Raw genomic sequence first — 22,249 nt, 5'->3', positions numbered from 1 at the left:
AAGATGGAATGCTTTCTCCTCTTCGTCCCTAGGCTTATTCCCTTACTTGTTTACTTTGTTATATGAGGCCCAAGACTTATCGAGCGCTTTGAGCACGTCGTCTTGCGAGATCTGTCCTGCATAATATGCCTGCAAGCCTTTGCCCACTTCGTCTTTAACAGCCTGCGGAATTGCTGGATCCTGATAAGATTTGCCTTCTTTCACATAAGCAGTCGCATCATTCACCCACGGATAGCTCTCATAAGTGTGTACAGTAGCAAGCGGGTTGAACTTGAGTGCTTGGAAGAAGCCGTTGGAAGCTGTGTCATCCAACACATAGTTCATGAAATCAAGCGCTACTTCTTTGTTTTTAGTCGTTTTGGACACAGCAAGCGAAGTAGATGCACTCAGATTAATTAATGTTGCTTTTGGATCATCATTGATCGGCAGCGGTGCCACTCCGAAATCGAGATCCGGATTTGACTTGAGAATCGTTTCCGCATACCAAGGACCTTGCAGCCACATTGCACCTTTGCCTGCAGCGAATGCCGCCGCGCCGTCATCGCCGCCTACCTCTGTTGCTTTTTCTGTACCGTTAGCATTGATCAGATCAAAGATATCGAACATCGATTTCATCTCCGTGAAGGAGCCTTCATCCTTGTTCATGCGTTCGATGAAGTCTGGATTCGTCGTATTAATAATCGCGCCAGCTGCTAGCGGCAGCACCAACTGCGGTATCCATGCTTCTTTATAGGAGAGAACGAAAGGGGTTACGTTATTTGCTTTAAGCTTTTCTACAACCGCTTTCATTTCTGTCAAAGTCGTTGGCGGCGTCAACCCAAGATCAGCGAATATTTTTTTGTTGTACAGATAGCCCCATGACAGCGTTTCGAGCGGAAGTGCTACAACCTTGCCATCCGTAGTCGTAACCGACGGCTTCACGCTTTCAAGCAGTTTCCCTACGAAAGGCTGATCGGACAAATCCTCCAAGTAACCTGCTTTGTAGTAGGAAGGAATTTCGTTAATGGCATGAAGGGCGAAGATGTCAGGTGCATCATTCGATGCCAATCTTGTTTTCAAAATTTGAGCCGCATTATCTGCAGTTGGCATTTCCAGCTGTACCGTAACGTCGATATTTTTCTCTGCTTTCTCTTTGGCTACGAAATCAGCGATATATTTGTCGTAGTGCTCTTTGAATCGCGGCTGGGCGATGAACATTTTCAGCTTGACGCTCTTTGCCTCTCCGCCGCTGCTTGCCCCTTCATTCGTGCTTCCCGTGTTACCCGCATTATTACCGCAGCCCGCAAGCAGCGAACCAGCCAGCATCGTAATCAGTAGACCCTTGAACATTTTTTTCATCTAATTTGACCTCCCTGAAGCTTGTTTTGTTTACGCTTTCATTGTAATTCATTTTTGTAAGCGTTTAATTGGACGGGATTAGACACTTTCGTTGGACAATTTTAAACCTCGCTGTTCTTTCTCATTTCACCTGGTGCGATGCCAAAATGCTTTTTAAATACACGATAGAAATAAGTAACATCCTCGTACCCCGCCATCTCTGCAATCGCTTTAATCGGGATCGTCTCATCCAGCAGCCACTCCTTCGCTTTCACCATCCGCAGATGAAGCATATAATCGGTCACGTTGCGGCCATACTCTTGTTTGAACATTTTGCTCAGATATTCTTTGCTTACGTAAAAAGCCCTTGCCAGCTGTTCTAGTGTTACCGACTCGGTATAATGTTTATCCATATAAAGCCGAACTTCATCCAAATTTAATTTGTTCTTATATTTGCGATGCGCGATCAACTGCTCTAAGGTTTGTTCATATCTTTCAGTCAGCAGCAAGGCTGTTTTGGCGCAGGATGCGAAGTCCTCCTGTTCCAGAATCGCATTCAAGCTGTCACTGCCTTGTGAATTAGCGTCCATCAGCTCTTTAAGCAGTAGAAACATCTCCTGAACGACCTGTTCCAGTACAGCCGTCTTACCATTCCCGTTCTGCTCAATTTCATCCATCATCTGGACTAGAGTAGTCCTAACACCCACCGTATTCAATTCATTATAATAAGACTTCACAAGCTGCTTGTACTCCATCAATGAATAGGAAAGGTTCAAATCGAGCGATATGGCTCCCCGCTCCACTTGAGCAGCCTCTAAGCTGTTTAGGCAATTCCGCAGCGCAGCATTGAGCTCATTTGGATCAACTGGTTTCAGCAAATAGTCGACCGCTTTAAACCTTAAGGCGTGCTTCGCATATTGAAAATCATCGTAGCCGCTAACGACAATCGTCTTAATTAGAGGAAAGCGGTCATTCAACAGCTGAAGGAGCTGAACACCATCCGTACCCGGCATCCTCATATCAGTAATGACAATATGCGGTTCCAGCTCCTCCGTTTGTCTAAGCGCATCGTCTCCATCCTCGGCTTCTCCGATAATCTCCATGCCTAGATGTTCCCATTCCCCGAAGGTTCTAATAATATCTCTTGTCCAGCTTTCATCATCTACGATCAACACCTTAATCAATTAGCTCACCTCTCGCTTCTTCTGGTATAATGACGGTTACTATCGTTCCCTCTCCATGCTTGCTCTCTACCGTTATCCCATACGCTGTTCCGAAATGCATGACGATGCGGGAAGCGACATTTTGTATGCCGATCCTGTTGCCTCGCGTCCACACCTGTCCGCTCTGATAATTAAGTCTCCGCTGCAGATCAACAAGCTTCTTGTCTTCAATACCTATCCCATTATCTTGAATGCGAATGTGCACTGCATCTCTGATATGTGCAACGGATACCGAAAGCTCCCATTTGCCCGATTTATTCTCCAGACCGTGAAAAAACGCGTTTTCTACGATCGGCTGAAGCGTAAGCTTCGGTATTAGGCAGGCGAGTGCCCGCTCATCTATATCTGTCGTATAGTTCAGCCTTGTTGAGAAGCGCTGCTGCTGTATAAGCATATAATTGTTCAAATGCTCAAGCTCCGCTTTCAAGCTGGCCAGATCATTGGGGTCCCGAATGACATATCGGAACATATCACTTAAAGATCTGATAATTTCATAGCTTTCCGCTGGTTTTTTCGTGAACAGCATACTTCCGATCATTTGAAGTGTGTTTTGCAGGAAATGGGGATTAATTTGTGCTTGCAGCGCTTTGAGCTCCGCCGTTTTTTTGTCCAGATTAATGCTATATTCTGTTTTAATATGTTCTTTTATGCGATAGGACATGTTATAAAGCTTCGTCTCCAGCAAGCCGATCTCATCAACACGGTTGCTTTGGGGCAGCTCTGTTTCTTTAATAATACCAAGTCCTTGCATCGACCTCGCAAGCGTCACAATCGGCGTAGCCGTCCGCCACGCAAGCAGTATCGCAATAGCGATAGATACGACTATCGAGATCAACCCTACGATAATCCCGAATTGCATCGTCGACTGCGCACTCTTGTTAATAAAGCTGGTAGGAATAATCGTAACCAGCTTCAAGCCTACAGGATCGATCGTATTGTAAAATACGTATTCCTTAGGCATTTTGAAATAGCCATGATCATCTGTTACTTGATTGACTCTGCTCATGATTTCATCAGAGGGCTTCTCACCGAGCGGCTGATAGAGTACATTGCCCTCATCTCCAGCGATCAACACCTTATGCGCTTCGCCGCGTCCGATCAACGCGAGTGTCTGGTCTAGCATGGACCAGCGGATATTCAAGGAGATACCGCCGAGCTTATCACGGTTCTCGAATCTGTTAATGCTTCGAACTAGCTGGAATTGCCCATCGTCGCCGCTAGTAGATAGAATAATAAAATCTTTATTCTCCTCGAACAGTATATTATAAGGCGAAGGAACAACGCTGGTCGACTTCAGGTCGTTCTGATTGGCACTGATGTTGAACAGCTTGGCTGGTTCTTTCAAATAAAGTCCAGTGCCAATCACATGATTGCCTGCAGAATAAAATAAGTTGTTGAGTGTATCCATAATATTTTTTTGTGCGGTATATGGATTGTATAGCGAAGACCCTTCCGTGCTTGCCAAATATTCACTAAGATGAGGGCTAATCATTACGGTATAGATTAAATTGTTCAACTGTGCGAACTGATCGCCCAAATAAACACCCGTCCATTTCATATTGGATAAATTCGTCGTAATCACTTCAGTTTCCATCGATTTTCGGTTATTTTCCGCTGCTAAAGCCGTTACGGCGATAATGGGCACAACCGACAAAAAAATCATCGTAAAAATCAATTTATTCCGAATGCTGCGCCGGAAAGGGTTCGTCAGCAGCCTTATAAGCTTAGTTATCATAGCAGCAAAGCGCCTCCTTCATCATGAGTGTATAATGGCGCAAAAAACTAACGCCCCCTCGATTGCAGGCGTTAGTTTGTAAGCATTCGTCATCCCTCAGGGACCACGATTGTATGGAAGGATTCAGGCTCCAGCTGAAGCTGCAGCACTTTATCACCTACAGCAAGCCGCAGCTCTCTTACATCTTTGAATGGGTTCGTAAGCACGACTACAGATGTGCCGTCAGGCTTCTTGAACGCAATGGCGTTGCCTGTCCAAGGTCCCTGTAGTGCTGCTCTCCTATCGCTAGGTGCCGTGAAATGCGAGAAATGCTTCATCACATAAAATTCTGGATTTCGAATGACTTGGCCGTTCTCCTTGTCGATCGTGAGCATGGCATTCTGCTCCCACCCCCAAGTGCTTCTGCCCTTTGGCTCCAGCACCATATTCCAATAAATATAAGCGTTCACACCGTTCGTGAAATAATGCTGATACAAATTAAATACATATCTTGCATAGAACCATGTGTTCTCGCCGTCGCCACACTCATTCTCCGTCTGCATGTAGCGCAGTTCCGGGTAGCTAAGCGCGGTGCGCTGAATGGCATGCTTGCCTGCCCATTGGTAACCGACACCCTTCACATATTTATAAGCTTCGGGATCGCTTAACACCGTGTTGGCAAAGGCATTGAAGTCCGATTCTTTTTTCTTCAGCCATTCATCCCATTCTTCAGGAGCGTTGATCGTTCCGAGCCATATTTCCGTATCCAAACCATGCTGCTCGAACGCCGGACCTAAGTAGTCACGTATAAATTCACGAAGCTGCTCGCCCGTCCACACGCAGGAAGGAAACTTCTGATCGGCAACAACCTCGTTTTGGACATGCACCTGATGAATCGTAATGCCTTCTTCCTTATAGGCTTGAACAAATCGAACGAAATAAAGCGCATAAGCCTCCAAAATTTCCTTCTCCCAGCGAAGTGTCCCGTAGTTATAGGACTTCGGAAATTTCATCCACGTTGGCGGGCTCCACGGCGAAGCAAACAGCTTTAAATGAGGATTAAGCGCCAGTGCTTCTTTAATGTAGGGAATTAAGTATTCGCGGTCCCGATCAATAGAGAAATGCTCCATCGCCAGATCGCCGTCAGTTTCATTCAAGCTGTACCATTCCAGCGCATAATCGCTCGCTCCGATCGGCATACGGCATATGCTGAATGCTTGTTCACCATCCGGATGGAACAGCGCATGCATAACCTCCCGTCGTGATTCATGGGGCAGATGCTTGAGTGCAGCAAAACCAAGCTCGTTGAAGCAGCCGCCGAACCCCTCCAACTCTTGATGCAGCACATCCGTAACGGATAGATTGGCATCTGCAATCCCATGCTCTATATGAATACTTTCGTTAGGATTCTCTTTCCACAAATTCGTTTCCGTACTTGTCCACCATTGTATCCGTTTTTGTTCCATTTCCGCAAACCCACTCCTTGTAAGCGTTTTTATCATTATAACAGCAGGATGTAAGCGTTTAATTAGAACATTTTAGTGTCGAGGGTTGGACAATATTAAACCAAGGTGATATTCCTAAACCTTTATCTTCCCTATGATGTCGCATCCAGCCGCAATTATGCATTTCAATAAGAGTGCTTAACATTAATTTAGCTGTACAAACAGATTTTGAAAAATGGCGGCATACACTTAATGCAGGGTGTTTTGGAGTATAAACGGTGAAGAGCCTGCGAGGCTTTACTGAAATCTATTCATGCTAAGGGGGTGAATCCAATACCTCTGGTCGTCCGAGCAACCTTTAACGCTACTGGCGCTATTACGTTTACCGGCAATACGCTCGGTCTAAGCCGTTCCGAAACTGCAGGCGTACCAGGTACTGCGGATAGCATAGGCGCTTTTACAACAACGAACACAACCGTTCGATACGGCACATACCCTTTTGGGACTACTAGCAATTACTTAACGAACAGTGCAGCGGCCGAGCTTGTTATTCCCGTTGGAAGCACAGTGCTGTATGCGGAACTAATATGGGGCGGGAGCTACATTAACGGAAGCGTGAATTTAAGCGCGGCGATTAACAACTCCGTCACCTTTATTACACCTGCTGCCACAGCAAGCGTCGCGCCGGATGCAGCAACAAGCAACACCTTCGATCTGGGAGGAGGAGCCTTCGGTTACGTCCGCTCTGCGAATGTTACTACGCTTGTGCAGGCTGGAGGTGCAGGTACTTATACGACAGGTACTGTCGTAGGAACAATCGTCATTGCTGGAGACTCAACTGCAAATCATGCGGGCTGGACTTTGGCTGTCATTTATCAGAACCCTACGCTCCCATTCCGCAATATGTCTCTTCGAGCAGGAGCTGTCCTTGTACAGAGTACATCCGGGCCCGTTAACACGACGCTAACCGGATTTGCAACTCCAATCTCTGGTGCATTAGGCGGAAGAGCCTTGTTCAGCGGGCAAGAAGGGGATGCCAACCGAACAGGGGATCAAGCTTTATTCGGCCCTACCGCCGCAAGTCTCGTCGCTTTATCTGGAACGAACAATTTCGCGAACAACTTCTTTGCCTCGCAGATTAATAACAATACCGGCGCGCTGAATACAACCGGCACTTTTGGCAATCGGAATCAAACAAACGGTGCTCCTGGAACCAACATTGTCGGTGGACGCCAAGGCTGGGATATCACGAACGTCGATATATCTGCAAGGCTAACGAACAACCAGAACTCTGCCGTGCTGTCTCTAACCACCTCAGGCGATGCCTATGTGCTTAATGCGAATGCGATTCAGGTCGATATCAATGCTCCTATTATTAATGTTGTGCTCAGTGAGAACGCAACGGGACCTACGATTGGTGACGTGATCACCTTCACTGTAACGGTCAGCAACTCTGGTACGGCGAACGCTGCCAGCGTCGTGTTAACCGATCCCCTTCCAGCAGGAGTTACCTTCGTGCCTGGTAGTGTCGTGGTCGGCGGCGTAGCGAAACCAACCTTCGATATTCGAACAGGAGCGCCGCTCGGGTCATTGAACTTAGCCACTTCCATTACCGTTACCTATCAAGCGGTCGTAACCTCATTGCCTGCCAGTGCTCAAATTGCAAGCACAGCGAATGCCGCCTTTACGTTCCAGAGCGTATCTGGAGGTTCCATCATAACCGGGGTCATACCATCCAATACGGTAACGATTCCGATATATGCACCTAATTTATCCATGGTCAAAAGCACAAGCACGCAGAACGCAACCGTTGGCGATCAAGTAACCTATACAATTCAGGTTGCCAACACGGGCAGCTCAGCAGCAACGGTCACACTGACCGACAATATCCCTGCAGGCACGACCTTCGTTCCGAACAGCTTCCGCGTTAATGGCGTGATTATTCCAGGCGCCAATCCGCCTGCGGGGGTAGCCATTGGCACTGTTGCTGCCGGAGGTTCAGCGACGGTTACTTTTCTTGTGCAGGTAAACGCGCAGCCATCACCGCCTCAGCTCGTCAATCAGGCAACTGCCACTTATTCGTACCAAATACCGGACGGCCGCATATTCTCAGGCTCCTTCTCATCTAATACCGTAACGATTCCGGTAAGGCTGCCTAACGTAACAGCTGTCAAAAGCGCAGGATTGACCGATATTGCTGTAGGCGAATCAATGACTTATACCCTAGTCGTAACGAATAATGGAATTTCGGCAGTTACCAACACCATTCTAACGGACGCCATACCGGTAGGCGCTGCCTTCACTTCGGGGAGCGTTGTGGTCGGCGGTATTTCGCAGCCAACAGCCAATCCTGCGAGCGGGATCAGTATCGGTGCAATACCACCAAGCAGCTCTGTAACGGTGACTTTCGTCATTAATGCCGTATCTGTACCCAGCTCAGGCAGCTTTGCGAACCAAGCCTCTATTTCCTATAATTCTGGCTCTTTCACAAGTCTTTCGTTATCGAACAATATATCGACACCTGTATACCAGCCGGTAATCAGCATTGTGAAAAGCGGAGCACCGACGAGCGCAACTGTAGGCGGAATCGTTACTTACTCCTTCTCAGTAAACAATACCGGTAATATTGCTGCTCAGACAACTTTAACGGACAATATTCCCGATGGGACTTCGTTCGTTTCTGGCAGCGTCATCGTAAATGGTATAAGCAGACCAGCAGACAGCCCTGTAACCGGCATTCCTCTTGGCTCTATTGCTCCAGCAGGAAGCTCGAGCATTTCGTTCCAGGTTTCACTTAACACACTGCCATCACCGCAAACCTTGGTCAATGTGGGGACAGCCAGCTTTACTTATCAACTTCCTAGCGGCAGATCGCTCAGCGGAAGCAGCAGCTCCAACACCATAACGCTTACTGCACAAGCACCGAATGTATCGATTACCAAATCGGCTAACGGTACTGCAGCTGCTATTGGAGATGTCATTACGTACACCGTTGTTGTTACGAATAACAGTGTAGTTTCTGTCAGCAACGTCATCGTATCGGATGATATTCCGAGCGGCACAACCTTCGTGGCTGGCAGTACAACTGTTAATGGTGTGTCTAGCGGAGCAAATCCAAGTGTCGGCATTTCCGTAGGAACGATTAGTCCGTCAGGTATTGTAACCGTAACTTTTAGATTAAGTGTTGCCTTCTTGCCTAATCCTGCTGTCATTAGTAACCGAGCCGGCGTCGCTTATACATCTGGTTCCTTCATGGGATCTGCACTATCAGAGCTCGTCAATATCCCTGTGTTTCAGCCTATTATTACTCTGACCAAATCAGCTAGTACAGCAAGCGCCACAGTTGGTGATACGTACACCTATAGCATCAGAGTCAGCAACAGCGGCAATGCCAGCGCCAATGTTGTGCTGACAGATAATATTCCAGCCGGTACAGCCTTTGATATTAACAGCGTTCTGATTAACTCCATTCCCTATCCTGGACTAAGTCCGGCTAACGGCATTCCAATCGGCAATGTGCCAGCAGGCTCCACAATTGACGTTAGCTTTGTCGTAACGGTAGTCTCATTGCCTACGCCTCAATTTCTCGTGAATCAAGCCAGTGCTGCATTTGACTATTTACTTCCGGATGGCAGGCAAATATTCGGAAACGCGACATCAAATATCGTCTCCGTGCCCGTTTCACCTCCGAACGTAACCGTCGTCAAATCACTGGTTCCTGCCGTCGTTGTTGTTGGCGATACGTTTACGTACACCTCACTCATTACGAACAACGGCATCGCACCTGTCAACCAAGTCGTCCTAAACGATCCGCTTGCTGTGAATCTCACTTTCGTGAGCGGATCGGTTTCAGTTAATGGCATTATCCGGGCGGATGCAGCGCCATCCTCCGGCATTCCAATCGGTACGCTGGCCCCAGGCGGATCAGCTACCGTAACCTTCGAGGTGAGCGTAACGATGGCCATACCTACTCAGATTACGAACCAATCGACAGTTAGCTTTACATCGGGCGCATTCTCGGCCTCCTCTTCATCCAATACAACGACCACACCAGTCACACAGCCGCAAATCTCCTTGTTATTGAGCGCCAATACGACCAATGCCACACTCGGCGATACGGTTACCTACACCGTGCTTGTAAGTAATACCGGGAATCTCGAAGCGATCCTCACTTTAACGGACCTGCTGCCGCCAGGTACGACGTTCTCGCCGAACAGCGTAGTTGTTGGCGGTGTGCCTCAGCCTGGCCAGTCACCTGTTAGCGGTATTAGTGTGGGCTCTGTTCCTCCTGGGGCTTCAATACCTGTCACCTATTCAACCGTCATAACCACATTGCCTAGTCCGCAATTTCTCGTGAATCAAGCCACTGCAGCTTACACCTATTCACCTCCAGATGGTAGACTACTGAATGGCTCAGCCGTCTCAAATACACTGTCCATCCCTGTATCGGCACCCAATGTTGCGGTGACCAAAAGCACAACTGCCGTTGACCTTGCAGTCGGGGAGTTTATCACTTATTCCGTAGCCGTCAACAACAGTGGAATCGAAACGATTAACAATGTAGTCTTAACGGACCCGCTGCCAGACGGCACTGCATTCGTAAGCGGAAGCGTGACCGTTAATGGAACGCCAGTACCTGGTAGTCCTGTGAACGGCATTTCCCTAGGCTCCATTGTAGCCTCCGCCACGACAACCGTAACGTTCCAGCTAAGCGTCATATCCATCCCGGCATCAGGGAAGGTTGGGAACCAGGCCAATGTCACATTCACATCTGGCGTATTCTCAGGAACAACCATATCCAACATCGTAAGTACACCTGTCTACCAACCAATTATTTCGTTTGCCAAAAGCGCCAACTCCATTAACGCTACCGTTGGCGATACGATCAGCTACACGATTAACGTCAGCAATTCCGGTAACTATTCTGGCTCGGTCACCATTACAGACAATATTCCAGCAGGCACCATATTCGAGCCTAACAGTGTCTTGATTGGCGGAGCACCGCAGCCTGGTGCTGATCCTGTTTCCGGCATTGTAGTAGGGTCAGTAGCACCAAATACGACTATACCTGTCGTCTTCTCAGTAGTTGTTGATACACTTCCGAATCCGCAGCAGCTATCCAACCAAGCAAATGGAACCTTTGCCTTCACGCTCCCAAGCGGACGTTCGCTCAGCGGCAGCGGCAGCTCGAATACGGTTGTCATCTCGGTATCAGCGCCTAACGTCAGCGTAATCAAGAGCACAACATCGACAGCCGTAGCGATTGGCGATACCGTGAATTACTCGATTTCTATTCTCAACAGTGGAATAGCGGCTGTTAATAATGTCATCTTCACAGACCCCTTGCCAGTCGGCAGCGCATTAGTGCCTGGAAGTGTACTGGTAGACGGCGCTGCAAGGCCAACCGCAAATCCCGCAACAGGCGTAGCCATCGGCACTATCTCACAGGGTCAGACCGTCGTTGTCAGCTTCAATGTAACGGTCATTTCGCTGCCGAATCCAGCACAGCTAAGCAATCGTTCCTCCGTCAGCTTCACGTCAGGCGTGTTCTCGGGAGTAACGTTCTCCAATACGGTAATCGTCCCTGTATACCAGCCGATTCTGACAGGAACTAAAACCGGCAGCACCGTTAATGCAACGATAGGCGACACCGTTGTTTATACGATTCAAATACAAAACACAGGCAATTATCCTGGCAATGTTACATTGACCGATACGATTCCTGTAGGTACAATTTTCGTCGCCAACAGCGTCATCGTCAATGGACAGCTGCTGCCTGGCGCCGATCCAGCTTCAGGCATTGTGCTAGGTGCGATCTCTCAGACAACGTATGTAATGTTTTCTGTTGTCGTTGATGCTCTGCCTCCATCGCAGCAGTTGGTTAACCAAGCTTCTGCGACATATAACTTCACTCTGCCGGATGGACGTACGTTAAATGGCTCATTTACAACAAATACGTTATCCATTCCGGTTTCTGCTCCTAACGTGGCAGCGGTGAAGAGCACAACCGTCATCGATGCGGTTGTCGGCGATACAGTAACTTATCGCATAGCCGTTACAAACAGTGGTATCGTTAATATTAATAATGTGCTCGTCGTTGATCCGATTCCGGCAGGAGCCTCCTTCGTCGCAGGGACAGTCGTTGTAGACGGCGCAGCTAGACCCGCTGCCAACCCGGTGCTCGGTATAACGATTGGAACGATTCCACCAGGTACCACGGTTCTGGTCGACTTCAATATACTCGTTAACTCCCTGCCAAATCCGGCAACATTAAGCAATAGGGCAACAATTAGCTTTACATCAGGGGCTTTCTCCGGCAATACCTTCTCGAATACACTAGTAACTCCTGTCTATCAGCCTATTCTTGCTTTGCTAAAAACAGCTAATACTTCAAATGCAACGGTTGGGGATACCGTCACGTACTGGCTGACACTTACTAATACCGGCAATATTGATGCGCAGGCAACTGTGTACGATACCATTCCGGCTGGCGCTGCTTTTGTTCCGAATAGCGTAAACATTAATGGTGTTCCTCAGCCAGGCGTCAATCCTGCAACCGGAATTCCAGTCGGCACTGTACCCGCAGGCGGCTCAATCAGCGTAATGATTTCCTTGCAAGTTACGGTTGATGCCCTGCCTTCACCACAGCAGCTCGTGAATCAAGCCAGTGCCAACTTCTCTTACTCGCCGCCAGACGGCCGATTGCTGACAGGCAGCCTTCTATCCAATGTACTGTCCATACCAGTCTCTTCGCCGAATGTTACAGCTGTTAAGAGCGCATCTGCTATTGATGCGGTTGTCGGCGATACAATTACGTACACAATCTCAGTAACTAACAACGGCATCGTGCCAGTCAATAACGTCATTCTCATCGATCCGGTCCCAGCAGGCACCGTCTTTACGGCGGGAAGTGTGTTAGTTAACAGTACACCTGTACCAGCAGCGAATCCGAATTCCGGCATTTCAATCGGTACAATTGCTCCTTCTGCAACTTCGATCGTTTCATTCCAGGTCGTGGTCGTTACAATATGAGTCCTTCACCTGCCGGCAATCCCACTCTGCAAAACCAGTCATTCGTGCAGTTTGCTTCCGGGAGCGTAGATTTTGTCACCTATTCGAACACGGTGGATACAGCATTAATAGGTACACGGGTATCCATTGTCAAAAAAGCTTTCGAGAGTGAAGTGCTGCTCGGGAGCACGATTACGTATGAACTCCTATTGACCAATAATGGCAATGTAGCCGGAACGATTACTCTTATTGACCGATTGCCTGAAGGAACATCCTTTGTCGCCAACAGTGTGCTCATTAACGGTGCACCTGCTCCCGGCGCCAACCCTGATATCGGCATTGCTATCGGGAGCTTGGCGCCGCTCGCTTCGGCCAGCATCGTATTTCAGCTTATTATTGTGACAATTCCAGCTTCATTACAGCTCGTCAACACAGCCCGTGCCGATTCTGTCTTCCAAACGGCAGAGGGACGTACAGTCACAAGCACCACTTATTCGAATACACTCGTGACGCCAGTTAATGCGATTTCTCTATACGCAACGCTGCGGGCAAGCACCAGCGAGACCTTCGTTTCCGATTACGTCACTTATGAGCTCACCTTTGTGAATGACGGCAATCTCAGCCTTAGAGATGTCGTTGCTTTTATTAACCTGCCAATAGGTGTGCTATTCGTGCCTGGCAGCGTAACGATCAATGCTATCATTACGCCTAGCGCAGATCCACGATCAGGGATAGCGCTCGGCACGCTGCAAGCTCACTCTTCTGTCATCATTACGTACCGCACGCAAACGACAGATGGTACCGCGTACTTGTCAGTCAGTCAGGCTACTATACGTTATGTCGTTTCTGGATCACCAAGCTTCACGCAGTCCAATGAAGTGAGTGTCCTATTAATCAAGCCAGAAATCATCGTCAACAAACAGGTCGATCAGACCATAGCCGTTCCTGGCGACACTCTGCTGTATGCCATAACCATAAATAACGTTCAGAATATAGCTGTCGATGCCGTGCTTGAGGATCACTTGCCGTCAGGTATTACCCTGCTTGCAAACAGCTTGAAGCTGAACGGCATTCCGCAGCCTGGCGCCTCCATTGAAGATGGCATTAATCTCGGCACGCTGCTCGGGAAGTCGCAAAGCATCCTCACCTTTGCTGCCAGAATTGCTGCAACGCTCACATCGACAGCACCGCTGTCGAATTTGGCGAAAGCCGTGTACACCTTCAGACTGGCAGGTGGAAGAGTCGTTAGCAATTCATCGCTCTCGAATGCTGTCGCTACAGCGGTAGCTGCACCGATTATTCAGCTTACGGGCAGCGTAGCCCCGCCACTGGTCGACTACGGTGATACGATAACCGTTCGCTCCACCTTAACGAACATAGGCAACCTGTCTGCCGTCGTTTCTTTTACGAGTGATTTTCCTACAGGGGTTGATTTACTCCCCCGAACTTTTCTCGTGAACGGCAGCCGTCTTGGCCAGAACGACTATGACGGAGACCGTTCCTGGCTGCTTGGCAGTGTTCCGCCTGGCGCAGCCTTGCACATCATCTATTCGGCGATCGTTACCGATGCAATTGTGTCAGACGACATTATCGGGTACGTAAGAGCCAGCTTCACCTACGAGGTAAGCGGAAGACGATTCAGCGGTGAAGCAGCTTCAGGCGTACTTGCGGTAACCGTAACGGGAGATGATGAATAGCTTCTATAATTAACAAAGAGGGTATATCAGAGCGACTCACGCTCTACGATATACCCTCTTTGTTATTGCAACCCTTTATGCCAAAGCTGCCTTACAAGCTGTTTGAGGAAAAGCGCCTGCTTCCACCGATCGCCAAGCTCTTCTTGTCTTGCTCCTGCTTCATCCCTCGTAATCGCATAGGGCGGCGGCCCCAGCTCAATAACAACAGGAAAGCGATCTGCATCCAGTCGATCTGCTGTTCGCCAATGACGCATAGCGCTCTCCCACCACCTTGCGAAATGAGGAAGCATCGGATGCTCTCCCCTTTCACCGGGATCGATCTGAATCTGCTCGCCATTCGAAATCCGCGTATGAATGCTACTTGCGTGCGGCAGCAGGCTTTGGAGCATCTCCTCCGCTTCGGGTGATACCGTATGCAGTTCGCCTGCAACGACATAATGCGAATAGTCTATCGTAAGTCTAAGCTCAGGCAGCGTTTCTAAAAACTGTCTTGTACGGATCAAATCCTGCGTAATCGTGCCGCGATGCGTCTCAACGAAAATCGGTATACCTGCATGTCTGGAAAGCGCATCGATTCCGGACAATAGCGTGAGTGCTTCATCTCCGGTTAGAAAAGGCTTCATCACTTGTGCATTAATATAATCGACTCGTCCGAACTCTATCGCTTTCTCGATGAACGCTGACATATCCCCAAGGGACGCTGGGTAGGCATTCACGCTAAACGACAGGTTATACCGATCAAGCTGCTCTTTCCACTGCCCGCTATCCTCCGGCTTCGGAACGAATGCATTAATCCCATCAAAACCGCTGTCCGCAATTCGTTTGAATTTCTGCTCCAGCGTTGCCGCAGGACCAGCAGATCCCGCAAGTCCCTCCATTCCCCACCAAGACATTTCAACTAGCAGCTTGTTCTGCCATTTGTTCAACATCAGTGTGGGTACGCCATGTCGAATTCAATGCCGCAAGGCCCTCCGTCCGGATTGATTTCAAGATCAACCTGTGTGCCGTCCTGACGAAACAGCGGGCGGTAATGATCGCTGATATGGGTAGCTGAAGCGTTCGCATAATGACATATAAAAGCGCGGCGGAACTGATCCTTTGTCTTGTTCCGGTAGGAGCCATGAATCAGGTTCCCATTGAAAAACAACACATCGCCTTTGTCCATAATAACCGGCATCGCTTTGTGCTCCTTCGGCGGCTTAACGTAATGGGTGGTGAATGACTCCGAAGAATCTGCAAGCTCTGGACAGCTAATTTCATGCTCGCTTGTTCTCGGCACGACGAGCAGTCCGCCATTCTCTTCCGTAGCTGCATCGATAGCCGTCCAAGCTGCGATACAGTTGCCCGGCTCAACCTGCAAATAGAAATTGTCCTGATGCAGCGCTTGGCCCCTTGAACCTGGAGGCTTGTAATAGAACATGCTTTGTGCAGCCAACGCTTCTTCTCCGTACAGATCAGCGAGTACATCCATCACGGGCTGATGAAGCATATATTGTTTCGCAATCTCATCGAAGCGATGCGGATGCATGACACGCGGATAACGTTTGAGCGGATCCTCGGCGTTCTCACTTAAATCCGGCTCGAACAAGCCGGGGATCGTACGACGGCTTATTTCCTCGAAGCGATCTTCGATCGTACGTACGTCTTCCTCCGTGTATAAGCCTTTGACGATAATATAACCTTCGGTTAGAAATTGCTCGCGCTGTTCTGCATTTAATGAAATGAACGGATTAGCCATTATGCTTCTCTCCCTTAATTCATTTATTCTTCTTGACATCATCATAAGACTATCGCTATTTTTAAGGAAGCAAGCTTACTGCTATAAACTAACGGTATTCTGCTATTTATTCATTTTCGGAGGTATGCCCCTTGCCTAAATCCATGCAATCAAAGTCAGAACATAACGCAACATACAGCAATCTATTCGGCGGGCTACTGGACGAAACAGACACTTACAAACATCGCAGACCAAACGGGATGGAGGATTGGCTACTCTTCTTCACACTGGAAGGAGAAGGCTACTTGCGAACTAGCGGGGAAGAACAGCTATGCCACAGCGGTCAAATCGCCTTCCTCCGCTCCGGGATTCCACATGAGTACGGAACGACGAAGGGCAAACGTTGGCATTTCTACTGGGCGCATTTTCAGAAACTACCTGAAATCGACTACCTCCCGAACAAGGAGATCATTGTTGCAACCATTCCAGAGGGCCAGATGCATCAACGTGTACAGCAAACGATCCAAAATGTACTGACCGATTCTAGGGAGCAGGCGAGCTTCTGGCATATGCTGTGCGAGAATTCGCTGCGTGAAATCATTTTGCTTGCGGCACGCCTGCTCGAAAAAAGACTAGACCCCCGAATCGAGCTGGCTTTGCAATATTTATCGCGCCATATGACTCGTCCCATTCGCCTCGAGGAAGTGGCCGATGCTGCGTCATTGTCTCTCTCCAGACTGTCCCATCTCTTCAAGCAGGAAACGGGAGGAACCATAATCGAACATTTGAACCGGCTGCGTCTCCAGCAGGCTGCGCTTCTCATGGAGCATATGGGTAGAACAGCGACTGAGGCTTCACTCGATGTCGGCTTCAACAATTACAATCACTTTGCTGATTTGTTCCGCAGCACATATGGGATCAGTCCCAGGGCATACAAGAGTGAACGGCTGAAGCCGTCCTCTGGCAGCTAAAATATCGTTTCGGGTAGAAATAGAGAGAAAGTTGGCGAAATGATACATTTTCCTATATCACAAAAAAAGAAAGGGCTGCTCGCGTGGAGTAGCCCTTTCTTTTAGGGTCTTACATTATTAAACCTTCTCTGTCGCCAGGTCCAGCCACTGCATCTCTTCCTTCGTCAACGAAATAAGCGATCCTGCATCACATGAGTTCAGCTCTTCGATAGATTGAGCGCCGATAAGCGCACAAGTAGGGAACGGTTGATTCAGCACGTAGGCGAGTGCAATCTGGATTGCACTGACGTTTTTCTGAGCACCAAGCTGCTTCGCCCGCTCTAGGCGCTCCCAGTTCGCATCGCTATAAAAAACGCGTACCAGATCGGCATTGTCACGAACTTCCGGTGAGAACCGGCCCGTAAAGAAGCCACGTGCCTGTGAGGACCAAGACAGCAAAGGCAACTGCTGCTTCTCATGCCAAGCAATTGTTTCTTCATCCGCAGAAACACAGCCTGCCCAGAACGGCTCATTCGCTTTCGCAAGGCTTAGATTCGGACTGCTGAATGAAAATCCGACAAGCCCCTTCGCAGCCGCATATTCATTCGCTTCTTCAATACGCTGCCACGTCCAGTTCGATACGCCGATTGCTCTAATCTTTCCTGATTGGATATGCTCGTTTAAGATTTCGATGACTTCACCCGCTGGAACGGATGGATCATCGCGATGCAGCGCATAAAGATCGATATAATCGGTTTGGAGACGAGCAAGACTGTCCGTCAAATCCTCAAATATCGCTTGTTTATTTACACGCGAGCCGTTGCGATCATGATGCGCACATTTGGTCAGAATAACCATATACTCCCGATTATCCCGCTCCTTCATGTAACGACCGATAACTTCCTCGCTTTGCCCGCCGCAATAAATATGTGCAGTATCGATCGAATTTCCGCCAATCGCGATAAACGCATCTAAATTGGCAGCCGCTTTCTCATAGGAATCATGGTAGAAATAGTCTGAACCTTTCATTAAACGCGACACTTGCTTAGGCGAACCTTGAATTTGAATATATTCCATAATGAAACTGCCTCCTCTTATATCATGGTTGTTATAGGATAACTCTAGTACGCGATTCAGCAGATGCCAGACAAGCATCAATGACTCTCATGTTGGCGAGTGCATCCGACGCTCCGAACAAGAGCGAACTCTCACCATTAATCGCATTTGCGAGCTGATCGGCTTGTTCTGTGTATGCATTGACATGCGGCACCACAATTTCCTTGCGCTCGCCTTTGGCGGTCACATAGAAGTTGCCGCTGCCCGGCTCAGGTGTTACGTACGCCGAAGGTACTTCGATTAAACCTTCTGTACCCAGCACCTCTAGCGGGTTTCGGAATGCAGCCCACATGCCGCAATCGAATGTCAGTGAAACGGCCCCTTCAAACTCGACCAAGCCAGAGGCCATCATATCGACGTAGTCATGCTGCTCGGAAAACATCGCTTGTACGGTAACAGCTTCCGGTTCTTTACCGAGCAGCAGGCGAGCAGCATTAATCGGATAGCATCCGACATCGTATATGGAGCCGCCGCCCCATGCCTTCCGATAGCGGACATTCTCTTTATGTCCTGCATTATTGAAGGTGAATGCGCTGCGGATGCCTCTAACCTCCCCGATTTGCCCTTCATCTATTATTTTCTTAATCATGTCATAGCGCGGATGGTATCTGTACATGAAGGCTTCAGATAAAAACACCCCTGCCTTCGCTGCCGCTTCCGCCATTTCCGCTGCTTCCTTCTCTGTCAAAGCAAGCGGCTTCTCGCATAAAATATGCTTGCCCGCTTCGGCGGCACGAATCGCCCATTCCTTGTGCAAATGGTTTGGCAGCGGGATGTAGATTACATCTATTGTGTCATCCGCCAGCAGTGCTTCATAGCTGCCGTATGCAACAGGAATGTTCAACTCCGCCGCTGTTCGCTTTGCATTTTCTTCATCGCGGCTTGCGATTGCCGCCACCTCGTTCAGCTCTGAGAGATGAATGCCAGGTATTACCGCTCGTTTGGCGATTCCAGCGCAGCCCATAATGCCCCATTTTAATTTTTTATTTGTCATTTCATTTGCCACCTCATATTCTAATCTATGACTATATTGTGATTTCGCATTTTAATAAGAAACGCCTGTTCTCGCAATAACCAACTACAGACGCACTTATTACGAGTAATAAAAAGCGCTTACTTGATGCTTGCTTTTAGTTTAATGTAGATACAGCAAAAATAAAATGATATTATTTTGTTACGAATTAAAACTATATTGTCATTGAGGTGCACATCATGCAACGGCAAAGCCATTTGCTTACCCTGCCGAACAACCCCTTCTTTTGCTTCCCTGAATCGGTAGGTAATTATTGGAACCACCCTGAACATGATGCCTTTAGGGAAGCCGGTTCTTTGAACAACTTCAACATTCATTACGTCGTTTCAGGCAAAGGCTTCGTGGAGTGGGACGGGAAGGTGCATACGCTCGAGGCAGGCGAGGCTGTACTTTATTTCCCTTTGCAACGGCAGCATTATTACAGCAGCAAGGACGATCCGTGGGATATTAGATGGGTGCATTTCTACGGCACAGGCCTGCAAGATTATATGATCGAAAGAGGCTTTCACAAAAGCCAGCTATGGACAGTCAGGCAGCGTTCCACCTTCGAGCAAGCACATGAAGAATTGCTTGTTGAAGCCGAAGCTCATCGCATGCTGCATCCTACCAAGCTATCCGCATTGACCTATGCTATTCTGGCCGTATTCGTCGAGCAAGCCGTTCCTATATCGGGCAATAAAGCAAGCTCAGCAGGCAATCGCATCTTAGAATTGCTTCCCCTCATGCAGCAGGAAGCTGCTCAGCCCTTTATATTGGAGCAGTGGGCCGAACAGGCAGGCGTCAGCCCTTACTATTTCTGCAAGCTGTTCCGCAGCGTCATGGAGATGACTCCGATGGACTTCATCACCCGTTCCCGCTTGCAGATGGCCAAGCAATGGCTGCTGGAGCGCAGAGACACGAACATCGGACAAATTGCTGAAGATGCGGGATATCCCAGCGTAAGCTATTTCAACAAACGTTTCATGGAGCATGAAGGCATGACACCTACCTTGTATCGACAGCTTTATGGCGTATGAAATACGATCCTGATCATATGCCGCGGCAGCCGACTTGCCAAGCACAAAAGGCAGTGCCCGAAGCTTTAGCTTCTGACACTGCCTTTTGTATTACTGACTATAGATGATTTCATGAATTATAGTGAAACCCATGCTCCGCCTTGCTCAGCCGAATGGCGCTCTGCTTCAATGATTTCCAGCGTGCCTACAGCGCTGGACGGCAGGCATGTCGCTACTGCCTTGCCATCATTAACCGATTCAATAAAATACTTGATCTGGCGATAATAGCCCATATCGCTGGAGAGCTCTGCTACAAAGCCTGGCGCATCGTTCGGATTAACCTTAAGCTGTCCATTCTCAAACACCAGATTACCGCCTTCAAAGTTAACTCGGAAGGTCATAGAAAAGCCGTAATCCCCTTCCAGCGTCCAGTCGGCTTGGGCATTCAGCACTTTACCGTCCGGATACACATAATGAGTCGATACAATATCGTAGCCGCTGCCTGGAATGACATTGCGAGCAAGCGTCGATACCTTTTCTGGCTTACCGAACAGCCAATGAACCATATCCGCATCATGAATATGCATATCAAGCAAACAGCCGCCGCTCTTGCTGCCATCGAGGAACCAGCCTTTTGGCGCTGCTGATCCTCTAAAGAAATAACCGCCGGTAACTCCACCGTAACGACCATCGGAAACTGCTGCTTTCAAATATTCATAGGCAGGCCAGAAACGCAGACATTGTCCGATCATTAAGGTTTTGCCTGTCTGTTCCGCCGTATGAGCCATGCGCCAGCCATCTTCCGACGTACCCGCTACCGGTTTCTCGCACAACACATGCATCCCTCGATCAAGCAGCGAGCAAGTTAAATCTGCATGCAGATACGTTGGCAAAGTAATATCAACAACGTCCAATTGCTCATTCGCAAGCATCGCTTCTATGTTGTCATAAAGACGATAAGGCGAGAGATCATATACCTCTTGCTCCGTTGCCATGTTGCCGGAAGCTTTGCCCTCTTTGAGCTCTTCAATAAGTTGATCACAGATCGCAACAAGCTGCAGCGGCGCTCCCTCTGCGGCAAGACGTACATAATTGTCGAAATGCATGCGCCCCATAAAGCCAAATCCAATTAATCCAACCTTCAACATCGTATGATCTCCTCATTTCTCGTAAAATTATCCGATTTGACGACCCAGTATCGCGTCCATTGCTCTCGAGGTATTAAATATGATTTGCTCGGAATGATGCGTATAAGGTGGAATCATCTCGCCTGTAACATAGTTGCTGTAGCCGATGGCGTTCAGCGCATCCATAACAGCCGGATAATTAACGTCTCCCGCGAGCAGATCGACAAAACCGTGAAGACCGCCTGCTTGACGGCGATAATCCTTGAAATGCACTTTTTTGATCCGATGACCCAAGATGCGAATCCAGTGCTCCGGATAGCCGTTATGCAGAGCGTTTCCTACATCGAAATAAGAACCCACATAATCAGAAGCATGTGCATCAATAAACGAACGCATCTCCAGCGGCGAGAGCAGAAATTTATTCCATACATTCTCAATCCCAATGGCTACGCCAGCACTTTCTGCAAAAGGAACAAGCTTGTTAATCGCCTCCAGCGCGCGATCATAAGCATGCTCATAGTCGACAACCTCGCTGCCTGGAATGAAATCGACACCAACTGCACCAGGGATAACCAGAATCGTATCAACACCAAAAGCAGAGGCAAGCTCAAGCTGCTTCTTGCACACATCGATTGCCTTCTCGCGATTAGCCGCCTCTGCACTCGTCATCGCATAGGACCAATATAATCCCGTCGCAAGTCCGGCCATTTCGAGATCTGCATCTTGAAGCCTATTTTTTATTTCGTTAATTTCCTTGTCCGATGCGGCAAGGCTAAGCTCACCTGTTTCGTTCAACGACAGCTCAATGCCGTCAAAGCCCGCTTTCTTTGCCGTTTGAATACAATCAGCAATCGTAGAATCACCATTGAACGACCAAATATTTATACCTTTTTTCATACCAATA

General features: G+C 48.5%; 14 protein-coding genes. 4 read left to right on the top strand and 10 right to left on the bottom strand.

Annotated elements, in window-relative coordinates; all coding sequences use genetic code 11:
• Window positions 1-42 precede the first annotated feature (42 nt).
• From FGT79_RS12495 to FGT79_RS12480, 4 genes are all read right to left on the bottom strand, one after another.
• A complete protein-coding gene (locus tag FGT79_RS12495; RefSeq protein WP_138753152.1) occupies window positions 43-1,338 on the bottom strand; it encodes an ABC transporter substrate-binding protein in 1,296 nt (431 codons plus the stop codon).
• 101 nt (window positions 1,339-1,439) lie between these two features.
• Complete coding sequence (locus FGT79_RS12490; RefSeq protein ID WP_138753151.1) at window positions 1,440-2,501, bottom strand: response regulator; 1,062 nt, start codon at window positions 2,499-2,501, stop codon at window positions 1,440-1,442.
• Complete coding sequence (locus FGT79_RS12485) at window positions 2,494-4,275, bottom strand: sensor histidine kinase (RefSeq protein WP_138753150.1); 1,782 nt, start codon at window positions 4,273-4,275, stop codon at window positions 2,494-2,496. The genes FGT79_RS12490 and FGT79_RS12485 overlap by 8 nt, the downstream gene beginning before the upstream one ends.
• A gap of 89 nt (window positions 4,276-4,364) precedes the next feature.
• Window positions 4,365-5,720, bottom strand: a complete 1,356-nt coding sequence (locus FGT79_RS12480) for a glycoside hydrolase family 30 protein (RefSeq protein ID WP_138753149.1) — start codon at window positions 5,718-5,720, stop codon at window positions 4,365-4,367.
• A 303-nt stretch (window positions 5,721-6,023) separates the two neighbouring features.
• Between FGT79_RS12480 and FGT79_RS12475 the strand changes: the two genes are divergently transcribed.
• Together FGT79_RS12475 and FGT79_RS12470 are read left to right on the top strand one after the other, a co-directional pair.
• A complete protein-coding gene (locus tag FGT79_RS12475; RefSeq protein ID WP_138753148.1) occupies window positions 6,024-12,731 on the top strand; it encodes a DUF11 domain-containing protein in 6,708 nt (2,235 codons plus the stop codon).
• Window positions 12,728-14,407, top strand: coding sequence for a DUF11 domain-containing protein (locus FGT79_RS12470; RefSeq protein ID WP_138753147.1), 1,680 nt, complete (start codon window positions 12,728-12,730; stop codon window positions 14,405-14,407). Before FGT79_RS12475 ends, FGT79_RS12470 begins: the two co-directional genes overlap by 4 nt.
• Before the next feature lie 62 nt (window positions 14,408-14,469).
• Here the strand turns inward: FGT79_RS12470 and FGT79_RS12465 are convergent, their stop codons facing one another.
• Together FGT79_RS12465 and FGT79_RS12460 are read right to left on the bottom strand one after the other, a co-directional pair.
• Window positions 14,470-15,336: a sugar phosphate isomerase/epimerase family protein gene (locus FGT79_RS12465; RefSeq protein ID WP_246096404.1), complete on the bottom strand. Its 867-nt coding sequence runs from the start codon at window positions 15,334-15,336 to the stop codon at window positions 14,470-14,472.
• Window positions 15,336-16,145 carry a phytanoyl-CoA dioxygenase family protein gene (locus tag FGT79_RS12460; RefSeq protein ID WP_138753146.1) on the bottom strand — a complete coding sequence of 270 codons (810 nt, stop codon included), beginning with the start codon at window positions 16,143-16,145 and terminating at the stop codon, window positions 15,336-15,338. The genes FGT79_RS12465 and FGT79_RS12460 overlap by 1 nt, the downstream gene beginning before the upstream one ends.
• Window positions 16,146-16,276: 131 nt before the next feature.
• On the opposite strand from FGT79_RS12460, the gene FGT79_RS12455 reads away from it, so the two are divergent.
• Complete coding sequence (locus tag FGT79_RS12455) at window positions 16,277-17,095, top strand: helix-turn-helix domain-containing protein (RefSeq protein ID WP_246096403.1); 819 nt, start codon at window positions 16,277-16,279, stop codon at window positions 17,093-17,095.
• 117 nt (window positions 17,096-17,212) lie between these two features.
• Here FGT79_RS12455 and FGT79_RS12450 read toward each other — a convergent pair whose 3' ends face one another.
• Window positions 17,213-18,151, bottom strand: a complete 939-nt coding sequence (locus FGT79_RS12450) for an aldo/keto reductase (RefSeq protein ID WP_138753145.1) — start codon at window positions 18,149-18,151, stop codon at window positions 17,213-17,215.
• Window positions 18,152-18,182: 31 nt separating this feature from the next.
• The gene (locus FGT79_RS12445; RefSeq protein WP_138753144.1) at window positions 18,183-19,184 is read right to left on the bottom strand and encodes a Gfo/Idh/MocA family protein; all 1,002 of its coding nucleotides are present in this window, start codon (window positions 19,182-19,184) and stop codon (window positions 18,183-18,185) included.
• Between the two features lie 218 nt (window positions 19,185-19,402).
• Between FGT79_RS12445 and FGT79_RS12440 the strand changes: the two genes are divergently transcribed.
• Window positions 19,403-20,239: an AraC family transcriptional regulator gene (locus FGT79_RS12440; RefSeq protein ID WP_138753143.1), complete on the top strand. Its 837-nt coding sequence runs from the start codon at window positions 19,403-19,405 to the stop codon at window positions 20,237-20,239.
• A 116-nt stretch (window positions 20,240-20,355) separates the two neighbouring features.
• Here the strand turns inward: FGT79_RS12440 and FGT79_RS12435 are convergent, their stop codons facing one another.
• Window positions 20,356-21,366: a Gfo/Idh/MocA family protein gene (locus tag FGT79_RS12435; protein WP_138753142.1), complete on the bottom strand. Its 1,011-nt coding sequence runs from the start codon at window positions 21,364-21,366 to the stop codon at window positions 20,356-20,358.
• A 27-nt stretch (window positions 21,367-21,393) separates the two neighbouring features.
• Window positions 21,394-22,242 (bottom strand): sugar phosphate isomerase/epimerase family protein, encoded by an 849-nt coding sequence (locus FGT79_RS12430; protein ID WP_138753141.1) that lies wholly within the window; start codon window positions 22,240-22,242, stop codon window positions 21,394-21,396.
• Window positions 22,243-22,249 lie beyond the last annotated feature (7 nt).

It is taken from the genome of Paenibacillus sinopodophylli, from assembly GCF_005930355.1.
Classification (GTDB): domain Bacteria; phylum Bacillota; class Bacilli; order Paenibacillales; family Paenibacillaceae; genus Pristimantibacillus; species Pristimantibacillus sinopodophylli.
Note: the sequence above shows the minus strand (reverse complement) of the source record. Positions and strands in the feature narration are given on the sequence as shown.

Bases quoted from the DNA above. Each gene is read 5' to 3' on its own strand.
- FGT79_RS12495 (WP_138753152.1), bottom strand. From the start codon at position 1,338: ATGAAAAAAATGTTCAAGGGTCTACTGATTACGATGCTGGCTGGTTCG.
- FGT79_RS12485 (WP_138753150.1), bottom strand. From the start codon at position 4,275: ATGATAACTAAGCTTATAAGGCTGCTGACGAACCCTTTCCGGCGCAGC.
- FGT79_RS12480 (WP_138753149.1), bottom strand. From the start codon at position 5,720: ATGGAACAAAAACGGATACAATGGTGGACAAGTACGGAAACGAATTTG.
- FGT79_RS12470 (WP_138753147.1), top strand. From the start codon at position 12,728: ATGAGTCCTTCACCTGCCGGCAATCCCACTCTGCAAAACCAGTCATTC.
- FGT79_RS12465 (WP_246096404.1), bottom strand. From the start codon at position 15,336: ATGTTGAACAAATGGCAGAACAAGCTGCTAGTTGAAATGTCTTGGTGG.
- FGT79_RS12460 (WP_138753146.1), bottom strand. From the start codon at position 16,145: ATGGCTAATCCGTTCATTTCATTAAATGCAGAACAGCGCGAGCAATTT.
- FGT79_RS12450 (WP_138753145.1), bottom strand. From the start codon at position 18,151: ATGGAATATATTCAAATTCAAGGTTCGCCTAAGCAAGTGTCGCGTTTA.
- FGT79_RS12445 (WP_138753144.1), bottom strand. From the start codon at position 19,184: ATGACAAATAAAAAATTAAAATGGGGCATTATGGGCTGCGCTGGAATC.
- FGT79_RS12440 (WP_138753143.1), top strand. From the start codon at position 19,403: ATGCAACGGCAAAGCCATTTGCTTACCCTGCCGAACAACCCCTTCTTT.
- FGT79_RS12435 (WP_138753142.1), bottom strand. From the start codon at position 21,366: ATGTTGAAGGTTGGATTAATTGGATTTGGCTTTATGGGGCGCATGCAT.
- FGT79_RS12430 (WP_138753141.1), bottom strand. From the start codon at position 22,242: ATGAAAAAAGGTATAAATATTTGGTCGTTCAATGGTGATTCTACGATT.